The 15,109-nt window shown below is 76.7% G+C and carries 11 protein-coding genes; 6 read left to right on the top strand and 5 right to left on the bottom strand.

Annotated elements, in window-relative coordinates; all coding sequences use genetic code 11:
• Positions 1-3: 3 nt before the first annotated feature.
• The 3 genes from LQU92_RS08290 to LQU92_RS08280 form a co-directional block, all read right to left on the bottom strand.
• The gene (locus LQU92_RS08290; RefSeq protein ID WP_230779818.1) at positions 4-3,528 is read right to left on the bottom strand and encodes a proline dehydrogenase family protein; all 3,525 of its coding nucleotides are present in this window, start codon (positions 3,526-3,528) and stop codon (positions 4-6) included.
• Positions 3,529-3,693: 165 nt separating this feature from the next.
• Positions 3,694-4,167 (bottom strand): DUF2867 domain-containing protein, encoded by a 474-nt coding sequence (locus LQU92_RS08285; RefSeq protein ID WP_230779816.1) that lies wholly within the window; start codon positions 4,165-4,167, stop codon positions 3,694-3,696.
• A gap of 71 nt (positions 4,168-4,238) precedes the next feature.
• Complete coding sequence (locus LQU92_RS08280; protein WP_230779814.1) at positions 4,239-4,652, bottom strand: NUDIX hydrolase; 414 nt, start codon at positions 4,650-4,652, stop codon at positions 4,239-4,241.
• A 129-nt stretch (positions 4,653-4,781) separates the two neighbouring features.
• Here LQU92_RS08280 and LQU92_RS08275 point away from each other — a divergent pair, with 129 nt between their 5' ends.
• Genes LQU92_RS08275 through LQU92_RS08260 form a run of 4 tightly spaced genes read left to right on the top strand, consistent with a single transcriptional unit; the run spans position 4,782 to position 8,290 of the window.
• On the top strand, positions 4,782-5,945 hold the full coding sequence (locus LQU92_RS08275) for an LLM class flavin-dependent oxidoreductase (RefSeq protein ID WP_230779812.1): 1,164 nt from the start codon (positions 4,782-4,784) through the stop codon (positions 5,943-5,945).
• Positions 5,942-6,730: a CE1759 family FMN reductase gene (locus tag LQU92_RS08270; protein WP_230779810.1), complete on the top strand. Its 789-nt coding sequence runs from the start codon at positions 5,942-5,944 to the stop codon at positions 6,728-6,730. Before LQU92_RS08275 ends, LQU92_RS08270 begins: the two co-directional genes overlap by 4 nt.
• The gene (locus LQU92_RS08265; RefSeq protein ID WP_230779807.1) at positions 6,727-7,176 is read left to right on the top strand and encodes a MarR family winged helix-turn-helix transcriptional regulator; all 450 of its coding nucleotides are present in this window, start codon (positions 6,727-6,729) and stop codon (positions 7,174-7,176) included. Before LQU92_RS08270 ends, LQU92_RS08265 begins: the two co-directional genes overlap by 4 nt.
• Positions 7,177-7,222: 46 nt before the next feature.
• Complete coding sequence (locus LQU92_RS08260) at positions 7,223-8,290, top strand: low specificity L-threonine aldolase (protein ID WP_230779804.1); 1,068 nt, start codon at positions 7,223-7,225, stop codon at positions 8,288-8,290.
• Positions 8,291-8,417: 127 nt separating this feature from the next.
• On the opposite strand, the gene LQU92_RS08255 is transcribed toward LQU92_RS08260, so the two are convergent.
• Together LQU92_RS08255 and LQU92_RS08250 are read right to left on the bottom strand one after the other, a co-directional pair.
• A complete protein-coding gene (locus LQU92_RS08255) occupies positions 8,418-9,878 on the bottom strand; it encodes an OFA family MFS transporter (RefSeq protein ID WP_230779802.1) in 1,461 nt (486 codons plus the stop codon).
• A gap of 267 nt (positions 9,879-10,145) precedes the next feature.
• Entirely contained in the window at positions 10,146-12,461 is a 2,316-nt protein-coding gene (locus LQU92_RS08250) for a glycosyltransferase family A protein (RefSeq protein ID WP_230779799.1), read from the bottom strand.
• Positions 12,462-12,858: 397 nt separating this feature from the next.
• On the opposite strand from LQU92_RS08250, the gene LQU92_RS08245 reads away from it, so the two are divergent.
• Together LQU92_RS08245 and LQU92_RS08240 are read left to right on the top strand one after the other, a co-directional pair.
• The gene (locus LQU92_RS08245) at positions 12,859-13,509 is read left to right on the top strand and encodes a response regulator transcription factor (protein WP_180814620.1); all 651 of its coding nucleotides are present in this window, start codon (positions 12,859-12,861) and stop codon (positions 13,507-13,509) included.
• Positions 13,510-13,686: 177 nt separating this feature from the next.
• Complete coding sequence (locus tag LQU92_RS08240; protein ID WP_230779797.1) at positions 13,687-15,108, top strand: FAD-binding oxidoreductase; 1,422 nt, start codon at positions 13,687-13,689, stop codon at positions 15,106-15,108.
• Position 15,109: the final 1 nt, after the last annotated feature.

Here is a 15,109-nt window from a genome sequence, read left to right as displayed (position 1 = left end):
CGGCTAGAAGTCCGACCGTTGCGCGTCCGCGTCGGCCGGGGCGGCGCCCCCGAGCAGGCGGCGCACGACCGTCTGCGCGTCCCGCGAGGGGTTGCCGAAGCGGTGGGTCGTGACGGAGACGGACTGCTCGGCGAGCAGGTGCAGCAGCTCGACCCGGGAGGCGCCGACGACGGGCCCGGCGAGCACAGCCGTCTCCGGGCTCCCGGCGAGGGCCGCGGCGAGCCCGGGGGCCGTGCCGACCACGCGGATCCGCCCGGCGGTGCCGGACTCGGCCCAGTCGGCGGCGACGCGGGCGAAGGCCTCGTCGGCGCAGGGGTCGAGCACCGCGCGGAAGAGCTCGCGCACCGGGGCGGGGACCTCCGCGGCGGGGGCGAGCACCACCCGGGAGCCCGAGCGCACCGCGGCCAGCCCGACCCGGGCCACGTCCGTGAGCGGGGCGTCCTCGGCGGCGCGCACGACGACGTCGCGCGGGCGGTAGCGCAGCACGTTGGCCTCGCACGCGAGCCCGCTGGGGTCGTGGGCCCGGCCGAACTCGAGCTCCCACCAGCTCTGGTCGTGCTCGGCGCAGGCGCGCAGCCACGCGGCGTCGGGCTCGGGCAGCGGCGGGGCGAGGGCCTCGAGGTGGGCGGCGAGCTCGGGGTCGAGCCGGGCGCCGGTGCCGCCGGTCGCGAAGGGCGCCTTCTCCCAGGTGCCGAGGCCGGCGAGGTAGTGGGGTCCGCCCGCCTTGGTGCCCGGGCCCACGGCGGAGCGCTTCCAGCCGCCGAAGGGCTGGCGGCGCACGATCGCCCCGGTGGTGCCCCGGTTGACGTAGAGGTTGCCGGCCTGCACGAGCTCGGCCCAGGTGCTGATCTCGTCGGGGTCCAGGGAGTGCAGCCCGGCGGTGAGCCCGTAGTCCACGGCGTTCTGCAGCTCGAGGGCCTCGGGCAGGTCCTCGGCGCTCATCAGCCCGAGCACGGGCCCGAAGCACTCGGTGCGGTGGAAGAAGGAGCCGGGGGCGACCCCGGTGCGGATCCCGGGCCGCCACAGCCGCCCGGTGTCGTCGAGCGGGCGCGGCTCCAGCAGCCACTCCTCCCCCGGCTCGAGCCGCGTCAGGGCCCGGTGCAGCTTCTCCCCCGGCTCGCCCACGACCGGCCCGACGGTGGCCTGCAGGTTCTCGGGCCGGTCGACGACCAGGGACGAGGCGGCGTCGAGCAGCTGGCGGCGGAAGCGCTCGGAGCGGGCCACGCTGCCCACGAGGATGCCCAGGGACGCCGCCGAGCACTTCTGCCCGGCGTGGCCGAAGGCACTGGCGACGAGGTCCTCCACGGCCCGGTCCCGGTCGGCGCTGGGGGTGATCACCAGGGCGTTCTTCCCGGAGGTCTCCGCCGTGAGGCCGCGCCCGTGCCGCCAGCCGCTGAACAGCCGGGCGGTCTCGTAGGCACCGGTCAGCACGACCCGGTCCACGCCCTCGTGGGAGACCAGCGCCCGGCCGGTCTCCCCCTCGACGGAGTCGACGAGCTGGAGCACGTCCCGCGGCACCCCGGCCGCCCACAGGGCCTCGACCACGGCGGTCGAGCAGCGCCGGGCCTCCGGGGCGGGCTTGTGCAGCACGGCGGCGCCCGCGGCCAGGGCCGCCACGGTGGAGCCGGTGGGGATGGCCAGCGGGAAGTTCCACGGCGGGGTGACGAGCACCAGCGTGTCGGGGACGAACCGGGCGCCGTCGACGTCCTCGAGCTCGAGGGCGCGGCGGGCGTACCAGCGGCAGAAGTCGACCGCCTCGGAGACCTCGGGGTCGGACTGGTCGAGGGTCTTGCCGGCTTCGGCCCCGGCGACGGCGAGCAGGTGCGCGCGGCGGGCGGCCAGCACGTCGGCCGCCCGGTTGAGGATCTCCGCCCGCTCCCGCGCCCCGCGGGCGCGCCAGCCCTCGGCGGCGGCCCGGCCGGTGGCGACGACCCGGTCGACGTCGCCGGGGCCGAACGGCTCGGGGACGGGCAGCGCCCCGTACCAGGCGCGGTCGGCGATGCGGGCCCCGATCTCCTGGGCCCAGGCCTGGTTCGCGGGCAGGGAGACGTCGGTGTCGGGCTCGTTGCGGAACGGCTCCGTCAGCGGCACGTGGGCCGAGCCGGCGCCGTGCGCGCCGCGGTCCTGGGTGCGGGCGGGGCCCGGGACGGCGCCGTCGTCGTCGGCGAGGGCCTCGAGGGCGGCGCGGAAGCGGGTCTCCTCGCGGCGGAAGACCTCGTTGTCCGGGGCGAGGGCGAAGATCCCGGACATGAAGTTCTCGGGCGAGGCGTTCTCCTCGAGCCGGCGCACGAGGTAGGAGACGGCGACGTCGAACTCCTCCGGGCGCACGGCCGGGACGTAGAGCAGCAGCTGCCCCACGTCGGCGCTGACGGCCCGGGCCTGCTCCACGGCCATGCCCTGGAGCATCTCGAACTCGATCCGCTCCGTGACGCCGCGGCGCCGGGCCAGCAGGTGGGCGAAGGCGATGTCGAACAGGTTGTGCCCTGCGACCCCCAGGCGCAGCCCGCGCATCCGCCCGGGCTCGAAGAGCCAGGCCAGCACGCGCTTGTAGTTGGTGTCGGTCTCCTGCTTGGACCCCCACACGGCCAGGGGCCAGCCGTGCAGCTCGGCGTCCACGCGCTCCATGGGCAGGTTCGCGCCCTTGACCAGCCGCACCTTGATCCCGGCCCCGCCGTCGGCGACCCGCCGTGCCGACCACGCGGAGAGCCGCTGGAGGACCGCGAGCGCGTCCGGCAGGTAGGCCTGGACCACGATCCCGGCCTCCAGCCCGCGCAGCTCGGGGTGCTCCAGCAGCCGGGTGAAGACCTCGGTGGTCAGGTGCAGGTCGGAGTAGACCTCCATGTCGAGGTTGAGGAACGTCGTGCCGGCGGGGGCGGCGGCCGCGGCGCGGTAGAGGGGCAGCAGCCGGTCGACGACCTGCGCCACGGTCCGCTCGAAGCCCCAGTGGGAGAGCTGCGGGACCACCGAGGAGACCTTGATCGAGACGTAGTCGACGTCCTCGCGCTCGAGCAGCGCCGCGGCGTCGGCGAGGTGCTTGTCCGCCTCCTGGGCCCCGAGCACCTCCTCGCCGAGCAGGTTGATGTTGAGCCGGTGGCCCTGGGCCCGCAGCTGCCGCACGGCCCGGCCGAAGGGCCCGGGCCGGGCGTCGACGATCATGTGCCCCACGAGCCGGCGCAGGCGCGCCCGGGCGGCGGGCACGACCACCTGCGGGGCGGTCGGGGCCAGGGCCGCGCCGGCGCGCAGCTGGGCGCGGTCAGCGCGCGGCATCGTCCGGGGCACGATCGGGGCCAGCGCGTGCAGCGCCGCGGCGGCGGCCCGCTCGTCCTCGGTGCGCACCACGCGGTCGACGAAGCCCACGGTGAACTCCAGGCCGTGGGGGTCCTGCAGGACGGTCGCGAGCCGGTCGGCGGCGGCACTGCGGTGGCGGCGCCCGCGGCGGGCCCGCTCGAGCCAGGTGCGCACGAGGGCCACGGCGTCGTCGGCGAGCACGCCGAGGTCGTCGGTCGGGTCCGGGGCATCGGCAGGCATGGCACGCTCCTGGGCTCCGCCCGGCCTCGGTCGCCGGGGCACTCCCCCGGCTCCCGGCCGGTTGCCGCCGGGCGCGTCGGCCGGTGCCACCACGCTACGGCGGGGCGGGCCGCTGCGGAAGGGACCGGCCCGGCCGGATCCCGTCCGCCGGGGCGGGCGGGGCGCTCAGCCGGCGGCGGCGCGCAGGACGTCGTCGGCCAGGCGCCCGAGCACGGCCCGGTGCGGGACGAGCATCGCGTACCAGTAGAGGTGCCCGGCGGGCCCGGCGGGCCGGAAGACGGTGGTCTGGCGGTAGCGGACGGTGCCGCCGGGGCCCGGGAGCAGGGCGATGTCCAGCCAGGCCTCCCCGGGCATCCGGACCAGGGACCGCAGCCGCAGGTGCCGGCCCCGCTCGAGGGCCTCGACCGTCCACCAGTCCAGGCGCCGGCCCTCGGCGAGGCGGTCCGGGTCCTCGCGGTGGCGCAGCCGGGAGGGCGGCAGGGACGCCCGGTTGGGCAGGGCCCGCAGGAACCACAGGCGGTCGGTGCCGTGCCAGCCGCGCTCGCCGCCGAGGCCCTCGACGGCTCCCCACAGCGCGTCCGGTCCGGCCGTGCTCGTGCGCTCGACGGTGTCGACGTAGAAGCCCCGTTCGCGTGCCATGGGTCCATGGAAGCACGGCCGGGACGACGACGGGGCGCACCGGGCGCGCAGCCGGCCCGGGGATGCCCGCCTCAGCCGCCGGCGGGGTCCCGGGGCAGCACGCCGAAGCGCACGAGGTGGCCGATCAGCCCGTCGGTGGTGGCCAGCCCGGCCAGCTCGCCGGGGGCGGCCCAGCGCACCGCGGCGGCGTCGTCGCCGGCCCGCAGGGTCCCGCCGCAGGCCACGGCCTCGACGTCGTGCACCTCGTAGACGAGGTCCTCCCCGGCAGGCACCCGCACCGTGCCGAGCTCCCGGCGGACCCGCACCCGCAGCCCGGTCTCCTCGAGGACCTCGCGCACGGCGGCGCCCGCCACGGTCTCCCCGGGCTCCAGCGCGCCGCCGGGCAGGGTCCACCGGCCGCGCTGGGGCGCCCGGCCCCGCTGCACGAGCAGCAGCCGGCCCCGCTCGTCGAGGACGACGGCCGCGGCGGCCCGCACGGTGCGCATGGGGCGCACCCTACCGGGGCGGGGACGGGCCGGGAACAAACCGGCGGGGGTCCGCGTTGCCCAGATAGTTCAAATTTTAAAGACCCGGGCGGCGCCCGCCCGGGTCCCGCGACCGGCCAGGAGGACGGCATGCAGTTCGGCATCTTCACCATCGGGGACGTCACCCCGGACCCCACCACGGGGCGCACCCCCACCGAGCACGAGCGGATCATGGCCACCGTCGAGATCGCGAAGAAGGCCGAGGAGGTCGGCCTCGACGTCTTCGCCACGGGCCAGCACCACAACCCGCCGTTCGTGGCCCCGGCGAACCCGCCGATCCTGCTGGCGAGCATCGCGGCGCAGACCGAGCGGATCCGGCTGTCCACGGCGACCACGCTGATCACCACGACCGACCCGGTGCGCATCGCCGAGGACTACGCCTACCTCCAGCACCTGGCCGGCGGGCGGGTGGACCTCACCCTGGGCCGCGGCAACACCGGCCCCGTCTACCCGTGGTTCGGCCAGGACATCCGCCAGGGCATCCCGCTGGCGGTCGAGCACTACCACCTGCTGCACCGGCTGTGGCGGGAGGACGTGGTCGACTGGCAGGGCCGGTTCCGCACCGCGCTCCAGGGCTTCACCTCCACCCCGCGCCCGCTGGACGGCGTGGCGCCGTTCGTGTGGCACGGCTCGATCCGCTCCCCGGAGATCCCCGAGCAGGCCGCCTACTACGGCGACGGGTTCTTCCACAACAACATCTTCTGGCCCGCCGAGCACACGCAGCGGATGGTGGAGTTCTACCGCACCCGCTACGAGCACTACGGCCACGGCTCGGCCGACCAGGCGATCGTGGGCCTGGGCGGGCAGGTGTTCATGCGCCGGCGCTCCCAGGACGCCGTGCGGGAGTTCCGCCCCTACTTCGACAACGCCCCGGTCTACGGCCACGGGCCCTCCCTGGAGGACTTCACCGCCCAGACCCCGCTGACCGTGGGCACCCCCGAGCAGGTGGTCGAGAAGACCCTCGGCTTCCGCGACTACGCCGGCGACTACCAGCGCCAGCTCTTCCTCATCGACCACGCCGGGCTGCCGCTGAAGACCGTGCTGGAGCAGATCGACCTGCTGGGCGAGGAGGTCGTGCCGGTGCTGCGCAAGGAGTTCGCCGCGCTCAAGCCCGCGCACGTGCCCGAGGCCCCGACCCACGACTCGCTGGTGGCCCGTCACCGCGCCGGCCAGGACCCGGTGCCCGGCGGCACCGGCGACTCCCCCGCCGGGCGCGCCCGCGCCGCGCAGTCCCCGGAGGAGGCCCGCCGGTGAGCACCCCGACGACGACGGGCGCACCCCGCCCGCTCACCCTGGCGGTCGTCTCCGCGGGGATGTCCGACGCGTCCTCGACCTCGCTGCTGGCCGACCGGCTGACCGGGGCGGTCCGCGAGGCCCTGTCCCCCGTGCCGGTGCGGGTCGAGCGCATCGAGCTGCGCCCGCTGGCGCACGCGATCGCCGACCACCTGCTCACCGGGTTCCCCGGCCCGCAGCTCGCGCAGGCCCTGGCGGTGCTGGACCGCGCGGACGCCGTGGTCGCGGCCACGCCCACGTACCAGGCCTCCTACTCGGGGCTGTTCAAGTCCTTCGCCGACCTGGTCGGCGCGGACGTGCTCGAGGACGTGCCCGTGCTCGTGGCCGCGACCGGCGGCAGCGCCCGGCACTCCCTGGTGCTCGACACCGCCCTGCGCCCGCTGTTCACCCACCTGCGGGCGCTCGTGCTGCCCGTGGGGGTGTACGCGGCCACCGAGGACTGGGCCGGCCCGGAGCTCGAGACCCGCATCCGGCGCGCGGGGGCCCAGCTGGCCCGCCACCTCGCCCCCGCCGCGCAGGGCGCCCCCGGCTCCTCCGGCACGGGCGGGGCGGCGGGCGGACCCGGCCGTGCCGGCACGGATGCCGCCGGCGGGTCCGGGGCCGCCGGGGCGGACGGTGCCCCCGGCGCGGACCGCGGGCCCGCGCCGGCCGGCCCCGCCCCTCGCGCGAGCGCACCCTCCGGGCCCGTGTACGACGGGACCGCGGTGCCCGCCTTCGCCGACCTGCTGGCCGGGACGGCCCGGTGAGCGCCCCGGCGGACGGCGGGCACCCCTGGGAGGTCTGGCGGCTGTTCTTCGAGACCTCCGCCCGGCTGACCACCGAGATCGAGACCCGGCTCAAGGAGCACGGCTGCTCGCTGATGGACTACCAGGTGCTCCTGCTGCTGCGCGAGGCCCCCGGCCACCGGCTGCGGATGGGCGAGCTGGCCCAGCGCCTGGTCTTCTCCCCCAGCCGGCTCAGCTACCAGATCGGCGTGCTCGAGAAGCGCGGCTGGGTCCGCCGCCGGCGCTGCACCGAGGACGGGCGCGGCCTCGAGGCCGAGCTCACCGACGAGGGCCTGCGCGCCTTCCGGCGCCTGCGCCCGGCCCACGCCCGCGACGTCGAGGAGCTGTTCCTCTCCACCCTCCACGACGACGACGCCGAGCGGCTGCGGGCGGTCATGGAGCGGCTGGCGCACCGGCTCGGGCAGTAGAGTGCGCACGCGGCACCCGGCCGCCCCGCCACCGGAAAGGGACCCCGTGACCTCCAGCCCCCTGACCCGCCACGACCCCGCGCGCCGCGGCTTCGGCAGCGACAACCACGCCGGGGTCCACCCGGCCGTGCTCGAGGCCCTCGCCGCCGCCAACGGCGGGCACGTGGGCGCCTACGGCGCCGACCCGTACACCGAGGCGCTCCGGGACGTGGCCCGCCGCCACTTCGGCGCGCAGGCCGAGTGCCACCCGGTGTTCAACGGGACGGGGGCCAACGTCGTCGCCCTCGCGGCCATGACCGACCGCTGGGACGCGGTGGTGTGCACGGAGTCCGCCCACGTCCACGTGGACGAGTGCGGGGCCCCCGAGAAGCTCGCCGGGGTGAAGCTGCTGCCGGTGCCCAGCCCCGACGGGAAGCTGACCCCCGAGCTCGTGGACCGCCGGGCCCACGGCTTCGGCGTCGAGCACCACGCCCAGCCGCGGGCGATCACGGTCTCGCAGTCGACGGAGCTCGGCACCGTCTACACCCCCGACCAGCTGCGGGCGCTGTGCGAGCACGCCCACGGGCTCGGGCTGAGCGTCCACCTCGACGGGGCCCGGCTGGCCAACGCCGCCGCGGCCCTGGGGGTGCCGCTGCGGGCGCTGACCACCGACGCCGGCGTCGACGTCGTCTCCTGGGGCGGGACGAAGAACGGCGCCCTGGGCGCGGAGGCGGTCGTGGTGCTCGACCCCGCGGCCGTGCGGCAGCCGCGGTTCGTGCGCAAGCTCTCGGCCCAGCTGGCCTCGAAGATGCGCTTCGTCTCCGCCCAGCTGCTCGCCCTGCACGAGGGCGAGCTGTGGCGGGAGTCCGCGGCGCACGCCAACGCCGCCGCCCGCCGGCTCGCCGACGGCCTCGCCGCCGTGCCCGGCGTCCGGATCACCCAGGCGGTCGAGGCCAACGCCGTGTTCGCGGTGCTGCCCGCCGGGTCGGCCGAGCGGCTGCAGCGGCGGTGGCCGTTCCACGTGTGGGACGGGACCACCGGGGAGGTCCGGCTGATGTGCTCGTGGGACACGGCCGCCGAGGACGTCGACGCGTTCGTGGCGGCCCTGCGGGAGGACATCGCCACCGCCCCCTGACCCGCCGCCTCCCGGCGACGGCGGGGCCGTCAGCCGAACAGGGCGGCGACCTTCATGAGGGTCTGCACGATGCCGTAGCCCAGCGGGACCCCGACGAGCACCCAGCCCAGGGCGAGACGTGCTGTGGTCATGACCGGTCCTCCTTCGCGGCGGCGGCCGGCGCCGGGGCGTCCGGGCCGTCAGCGGGTTGTACGTCGTCGTCGTCGGTCCCGGCCCGTCCGTGGGCGGGGCTGTCCGAGGGCTCGTGCCAGCGGGCGTCGACCGGGGTGACCAGGAGGTTGGCGACGAAGCCGACGACGAGCAGCGCGACCATCGTCAGCAGGGCCGGCCGGTACGCCGCGGCGGTGAGCTCGCCGGGGGTGCCCTGGGCGTCCAGGAACGCGTTGACGATCAGCGGCCCGGCCACGCCCGCCGCCGACCACGCCGTGAGCAGCCGGCCGTGGATCGCCCCGACCTGGTAGGTGCCGAAGAGGTCCCGCAGGTAGGCCGGCACGGTGGCGAAGCCGCCGCCGTAGAAGGAGATGATCACGAAGGCCAGCAGCACGAACAGCAGCGTCGAGGAGGACCCGAACAGGGCCAGGACCGTGTAGAGCGCCGCGCCGACGCCGAGGTAGATCAGGTAGATCCGCTTGCGGCCCACGACGTCCGAGGTGGTCGACCACACGAAGCGCCCGCCCATGTTGCCGATCGACAGCAGGCCCACGAACCCGCCCGCGACGGCCGCCGTCACGAGGGAGGAGCCGTCGGCCTGGCGGAAGAAGTCCCGGATCATGGGCGCCGCCTGCTCGAGGATGCCGATGCCGGCGGTGACGTTGCAGAAGAGCACGAGCCACACGAGCCAGAACTGCCGGGTGCGCACGGCGTTGCGCGCGGAGACGTGGTTCCTGGTGACGAGCTCCTGCTTCTTGACCGTGGTGGGGTCGAAGCCCGCCGGCCGCCAGTCGGGCGGGGGCACCTTGATGGTGAACGCGCCGAACATCATGTAGGCGAAGTAGACGACGGCGAGGGTGAGGAACAGCTTGCCGACGGCGTCCCCGCTGGGCACCCACCCCTCGGTGCCGGAGGCCGGGTCGTAGAAGCTCAGCAGCGCGGAGGAGACCGGGCTCGCGATGAGCGCGCCGCCGCCGAAGCCCATGATCGCCATGCCGGTGGCCAGCCCGGGACGGTCGGGGAACCACTTGATCAGCGTCGAGACCGGGGAGATGTAGCCGATGCCCAGGCCGATGCCGCCGATCACCCCGTAGCCCACGTAGACGAGCCACAGCTGCCGGGTGAAGATCCCCAGCGCGCCGACCAGGAAGCCGCCGGTCCACAGCAGTGCCGCGGTGAACATCGCCTTGCGGGGGCCGTGGGTGTCCACCCAGGTGCCGAAGACCGCGGCCGACAGGCCCAGCATCACGATGGCGATCGAGAAGATGATGCCGATCTGCGTCAGGGACGCGCCGAAGTGCTCGACCAGGGCGGTCTTGTACACGCTCGTGGCGTAGGCCTGGCCGATGCACAGGTGCACCGCCAGTGCCGCCGGGGGGATCAGCCAGCGGTTGAAGCCCGGGGGCGCCACCGTGTGCTGTCGATCGAGCCAACCCATCGCTGCACTCCTCGCTCGTCGTGGGGAGCCCCTCGTGTCGCCGGGGCGCTCCGGGGTGAAGCATGTCACATCCACATCTCGGACGGGAAGCAACCTGCCCGTTCCCGGCAGGAAATCCGGCACCCCCCTTCTCCGCGAGTTCCCATGCCCGTCGCCAGGTCCCACGCAGCAGGCGCGTGCTGCGTGGGACCTCGCGCGCACCGTGGGATCTCGCGGGGAAATGAGGCGGGGAAGAGAGACCGGGGGGACGACGACGGCCGGTGGCGCTCAGCCGGCCCGGAACCACCGGCCCAGCCGCCGCAGCAGGCCCCGGAGACCCCGGTCCCGAGCGGCGGCCTCGAGGCGCTCGATCCGCACCGACTGCTCCCGGGCGAGCTCGAGCAGCTCCCGCAGCAGCTGCTCCGACCCGTCGAGGCGGCGGTGGAGGCCGCCGGCGTGCTCGGCCGCCTCCCGGGCCAGGTGCAGCGGCAGGCCGATGCCGTGCTCCGCGGTCCACTGCTTCAGGTGCCGCTCGCGCACGAGCAGCTCCTCCCGCTCGGCCCCGCCGGAAGCGGCCGGGGCGGGGCCGGCCGGCAGCCGCCCGCGGACCGCCTCGACCGGGCCGTCGAGCACGCCCACGGTGAAGGTCTCCAGGAACCGGAGCCGGAACTCCCACTCCCCCGCCGTGCCGAGCTGCTCGTCGTAGTCGCCCAGCACGTCGTGGACGGCCCGGCGGTGGACGAGCACGCCGGGGGCCTCCCCGCCGCCCCGCACCAGCTCGGAGAGCGTCAGCTCGCCCCGGGCGGGCGGCTCCGGGCCCAGGCCGGTCTCGTGCACCGCGCCGTCGGCCAGGTCCAGCGCGGCGGCGCGGGCGCGCACGAGCACCCCGTCGTCGGTCACCAGCGGGTCCTCGAGGCGGGCGACCGCGCGCTGCAGCAGTGCGGGGTGCCAGCGGTCGGCCTCGTCGTGGAGGACGACGAGCTCCGAGTCCGCCGCCCGCAGCCCGCGGTTCGCGGCGGCCCAGGGCCCGGCGTCCCGCCGGCGGTGGAGCACCTCGGCCCGGCCCGCCAGCGCCTCGGCCCGCTCCGCCAGGACCGCCTCGACCGCGGCACGGTCGGCGCCGTCGGCCACGACCAGCAGCCGCCAGTCGGTGAAGGTCTGGGCGAGGACGTCGTCGACGGCCCGGGCCAGCAGGGCCGCCTCCTCGCCGCGGGTGCGCAGCAGCACGGCCACGGTCGGGCGCACCGGCGGGACCGCCGGCCGGGCGTGGCGGCGGCGCAGCTCGGTGACCACGGGGGCCGCGACGCCGCGCGGCGGCGGGGCCTCGTCCGGCCGCGCGTCCGGCACCGTCCCGCCGAGCGCCGTGACGGCGTCGTCCCACCAGGCCTCCGCCGCCGCCCGGACCGTCGGGGCGCCCGAGGCGAGCGCCGAGCAGAAGGCCTCGTGCCGGGCGAGGGCCTCGGTGGCCCAGCGCTGGGCCGCGTCCCGGGTGTCCCAGGCGGCCGGTCCCGGGGTGAGCAGCGCCGCGAAGGGCACGGTGTGCCCGCCGAGCCCCCACGAGGTCAGCGCACCTTCTATGCGGTCATCGGCATATGCACTGGTCGCGACGGGGAGAACCGCCGTTCCGGCGGCGAGGGCGACGCGCACGAGGTCCGGGTGCGAGGTGATGACCCAGTCGGCCTCCGCCAGGTGGGCGGCCAGCGACTCCGGACCCGCCGGCGGGGTGGGACGGGCCGGTCCGGCCAGCCGTGCGGCGACGCGGTCGGACAGCGGGACCCCCGCCGCCCCGTCCGGGGCGGCGGGCCGGTCCGGGCTTCGGGTCGGCTCCGGGACGGGCGGAGCCCCGGCGGCGGGGGCGGGTGCTCCGCCGGCCGCCGCGGCGGTCTCGCCCCCGGCCGTCGCGGCGGGCGCACCCCCGAGGACGGTGACCGCACCACCCGTGCGATGGGCGAGGGCGTCGAGCACGGCCGCCAGGCCCGGGGCCACCTCGCCCGGGGAGAAGGGGCCGTCGTGGGGCTCGAAGCACGCGAGCAGGTGCGGCCGTTCCACCCCGGCACCGTCGGCGGCACGCCCCGCGGCGGGCGCTTCGAGGCCGCGGTGGGCCTGCGGGGCGGCGAGCACGGAGGCGTCCCCGGCGACCCGCAGGGCGGGGTGCTCCGGGCACAGCCGCCGGGCCACGGCCAGGGACGTCCGATCGGCCAGACCCACCAGGTCGGCCGCGCCGAGCAGCTCGCGCACGAGCCGGGCCTGGGCTCCCGCGCACCCGGCCTCGAGGCCCAGGCCCACGACGACCACCGGCCGGGCGGCGCGCTGGGCCGCCCGGGCCGCCCGCCCCCAGGCGGTGAGCTCGGGTACGCTCGCCGGAGCGCACCCGGTCCCGCCGAGGACCAGAAGGGCCTCCGGGCCCGCCGCGTCCGCTCCGGCCGCTCCCGGCCCGGTGCCGACCCCCGGGCCGGACGGCCCCGGACCGGGAGCGGTCTCCGGGAAGGGCTCCGCGGACCGGAGCACCTCCACCCCGCGGGCGGCCAGGGCGGCGAGCACGGCACGGTGCCCGAGGGCGGCGGCGGGGTCGGCGGTCGGAGCGGTCAGGAGCGCGACGCGCATGGCGGGATCCTCTCGGATGCGGTCTCCGGGGTGTCCGGACGCCCCCATTGTCCTCCGCACGGCGCCCGCCCCGCGCTCCCGCGTCCCGCACGGGGGCGCGGGACGCGCAGCGTCATGTGTACGAACTTGAAGGTCCGCACGCCCTCGTGTTGGCGGCCGTCCCCCGGGTCGGGGATCCTGGAGGTTCACAGCGCACTTTCTCCGCCGGCGCGACCCGCCGGACGCTCCGACTGCGCACGGGCACCCCCCGCTCACCCCAGCATGCCGACTGCGGCATATGCCGGCGTGCGGCCGGGCGGGTCCGTCGTCGTCGCCGTCCGGGCGCCGGAGCGGTCCGGCCTCCCCCGGTCCCCGGAGACCCGCCCCGCCGGGCGGGACGATCCCAGGAGCCCGCCCCATGCTGCACGCCGCCGTCATCAGTCCCCAGCCCATGACCCGCATCGCCATGCAGCGGGAGTCCCAGGACCACCCCGAGCACGGGGTGCGCATCGGGGCGGCGGCCGGGACCGTGGCGGAGCTGCTCGAGCAGGGCCCGCTCGAGGCGCCCGTGGTGCTGCTGAGCATGGACACCCTCGACGGGCGCAGCACGGCCCAGAACATCGCCGACCTCACCGCCCACGACCACGCCGTGGTCGTGCTGGCCTCCCACACGGACGTCGCCCGCGTGCGCTCCGCGCTGGCCTTCGGGGCGGCCGGGGCCGTGGGCAAGTGGGAGCCGATCCGCTCGGTGTTCCGCACGATGCGCCTGGCCTGCCAGCTCGGGGACTTCGTCAGCGACCAGCTCCAGTCGGCCCTGGCCTCCCTGCCCGACCGCTCGCCCGCCAAGCTCTCGGCGCGGGAGCGGGAGGTGCTCACCCACTACGTGGAGGGCCTCCAGGAGCAGGAGGTCGCCGCGACGCTGGGCATCGCCGAGTCCACGGTCGAGGAGCACCTGAAGCGGATCCGCCGCAAGTACGCGCTCGTCGAGCGCCCGGCCCGCACGAAGCTCGAGCTCTACAAGCGCGCCATCGAGGACGGCGTCGTCCCGCCCGTGCTGCCCCTCGCCTGAGCGGGCCCCGGGGCCGGGCGCACGGATCCCGGCCGTGACCTGGGCCGACCCGTTGGCGGGCCCCCGCCCCGGACCTAGAATGAGGGGCACCACCCCACGGGTCGCTCCGGCGACCGCGCCGGCACCGATCCGCTCACCAGGTCGGGGGAGCACCCCCGTGCACAGGAAGCCGCTCCGATGAACGCCGCGCAGCAGCCCAGGCCCGGGAGCACGCCCCGGCCACCCCTCGACGAGCTCCGGGACCACCTCACGGGCACCGTGACCGTGCCCGGCGACCCCGGCTACGACGACGCCCGCCGGGTGTGGAACGGCATGATCGACCTCCGCCCCGCCGCCGTGGTGCGGGCCGGCTCGGTCGCCGACGTCGACCCCGTCCTCGGCGCCGTCCAGCACACCGGGCTGCCGCTGGCGGTGCGCGGCGGCGGCCACGGCGTCGCGGGCCACGGCACGGTCGAGGACGGGATCGTGCTCGACCTCGGCGGCCTGCGCGCGGTGGCGGTGGACCCGGACAGCCGCGAGGTCGTCGTGGCGCCCGGGGCGACCCTGGCCGACGTCGACGCCGCGACCGCCCCGCACGGGCTGGCCGTGCCCCTGGGGGTGGTGAGCGCGACGGGCGTGGCGGGCCTGACCCTCGGCGGCGGCGTCGGGTGGCTGACCCGCACCTGGGGCCTGGCCCTGGACAGCCTCCTGGCCGCCGACGTCGTGACGGGCACCCGCGAGCACCTGCACGCGAGCTCGGTGCACAACCCGGACCTGTTCTGGGGCCTGCGCGGCGGCGGCGGGAACCTCGGGGTGGTCACCTCGTTCGTCTTCCGGGCCCGGCCCCTGCCGGCCCCGGTGCTCACCGGCACCCTCGTGTGGGCGCGGGAGCACTGGCGCAGCGCCCTGCGCGCCTTCGGCCGCTGGTCGCAGGAGCTGCCCGACGCGATGAACCCGATCGTCTCCTTCCTGCGGATGCCCCCCGAGTTCGGCGTCGGGGAGGACACCGTGATGCTCGTGGCCTTCGCGTGGGCGGACCCCGACCACGCCGCGGGCCTGGCCCTCGTGGACCGGCTGCGGACGGCCGCGCCGCCCGACGGGGAGGAGATCGCCGCGCTGCCCTGGCCGCAGTGGCAGTCCGCGATGGACGGGCTGTTCCCCACCGGGTCCCGGGGGTACTGGAAGAACCTCTCGTTCGCCGGCCCGGACGAGCGGATGCTGGACGTCCTCGTGGCGGTCGCCGGCGAGGTCGGCTGGGCGGGCACGGGCATCGACCTGCACCTGATGGGCGGGTTCTTCGGCCGGGTGCCGGAGGGCACGACCGCGTTCCCGAACCGGTCGGCGCAGCTGTGGCTCAACGTCTACGGGTTCTGGCAGGACCCGGCCGAGGACGAGCGGCTCACCGCCTTCGCCCGGTCCGCCCACGCCCGGCTGCTGCCCTTCGCCGACCGCGGGGAGTACGTGAACTTCCTCGGCGCCGAGGGCGCTCCTCCGGGTGCCGAGGCCGCCCGGCGGTCGTGGGGACCGGAGAAGCACCGCCTGCTGGCCGAGCTGAAGCTGCGCTACGACCCGCAGAACCTGCTGCGGCGCAACCACAACGTCCTCCCCGCGGCCGCCTGAG

The organism is Kocuria sp. LUK (assembly GCF_021012935.1).
GTDB lineage: Bacteria > Actinomycetota > Actinomycetes > Actinomycetales > Micrococcaceae > Kocuria > Kocuria flava.
Note: the sequence above shows the minus strand (reverse complement) of the source record. Positions and strands in the feature narration are given on the sequence as shown.

What these genes read in the sequence shown, in the direction of transcription:
- LQU92_RS08290 (WP_230779818.1), bottom strand. Translation starts at nt 3,528, where the DNA reads ATGCCTGCCGATGCCCCGGACCCGACCGACGACCTCGGCGTGCTCGCC.
- LQU92_RS08285 (WP_230779816.1), bottom strand. Translation starts at nt 4,167, where the DNA reads ATGGCACGCGAACGGGGCTTCTACGTCGACACCGTCGAGCGCACGAGC.
- LQU92_RS08280 (WP_230779814.1), bottom strand. Translation starts at nt 4,652, where the DNA reads ATGCGCACCGTGCGGGCCGCCGCGGCCGTCGTCCTCGACGAGCGGGGC.
- LQU92_RS08275 (WP_230779812.1), top strand. Translation starts at nt 4,782, where the DNA reads ATGCAGTTCGGCATCTTCACCATCGGGGACGTCACCCCGGACCCCACC.
- LQU92_RS08255 (WP_230779802.1), bottom strand. Translation starts at nt 9,878, where the DNA reads ATGGGTTGGCTCGATCGACAGCACACGGTGGCGCCCCCGGGCTTCAAC.
- LQU92_RS08250 (WP_230779799.1), bottom strand. Translation starts at nt 12,461, where the DNA reads ATGCGCGTCGCGCTCCTGACCGCTCCGACCGCCGACCCCGCCGCCGCC.
- LQU92_RS08245 (WP_180814620.1), top strand. Translation starts at nt 12,859, where the DNA reads ATGCTGCACGCCGCCGTCATCAGTCCCCAGCCCATGACCCGCATCGCC.
- LQU92_RS08240 (WP_230779797.1), top strand. Translation starts at nt 13,687, where the DNA reads ATGAACGCCGCGCAGCAGCCCAGGCCCGGGAGCACGCCCCGGCCACCC.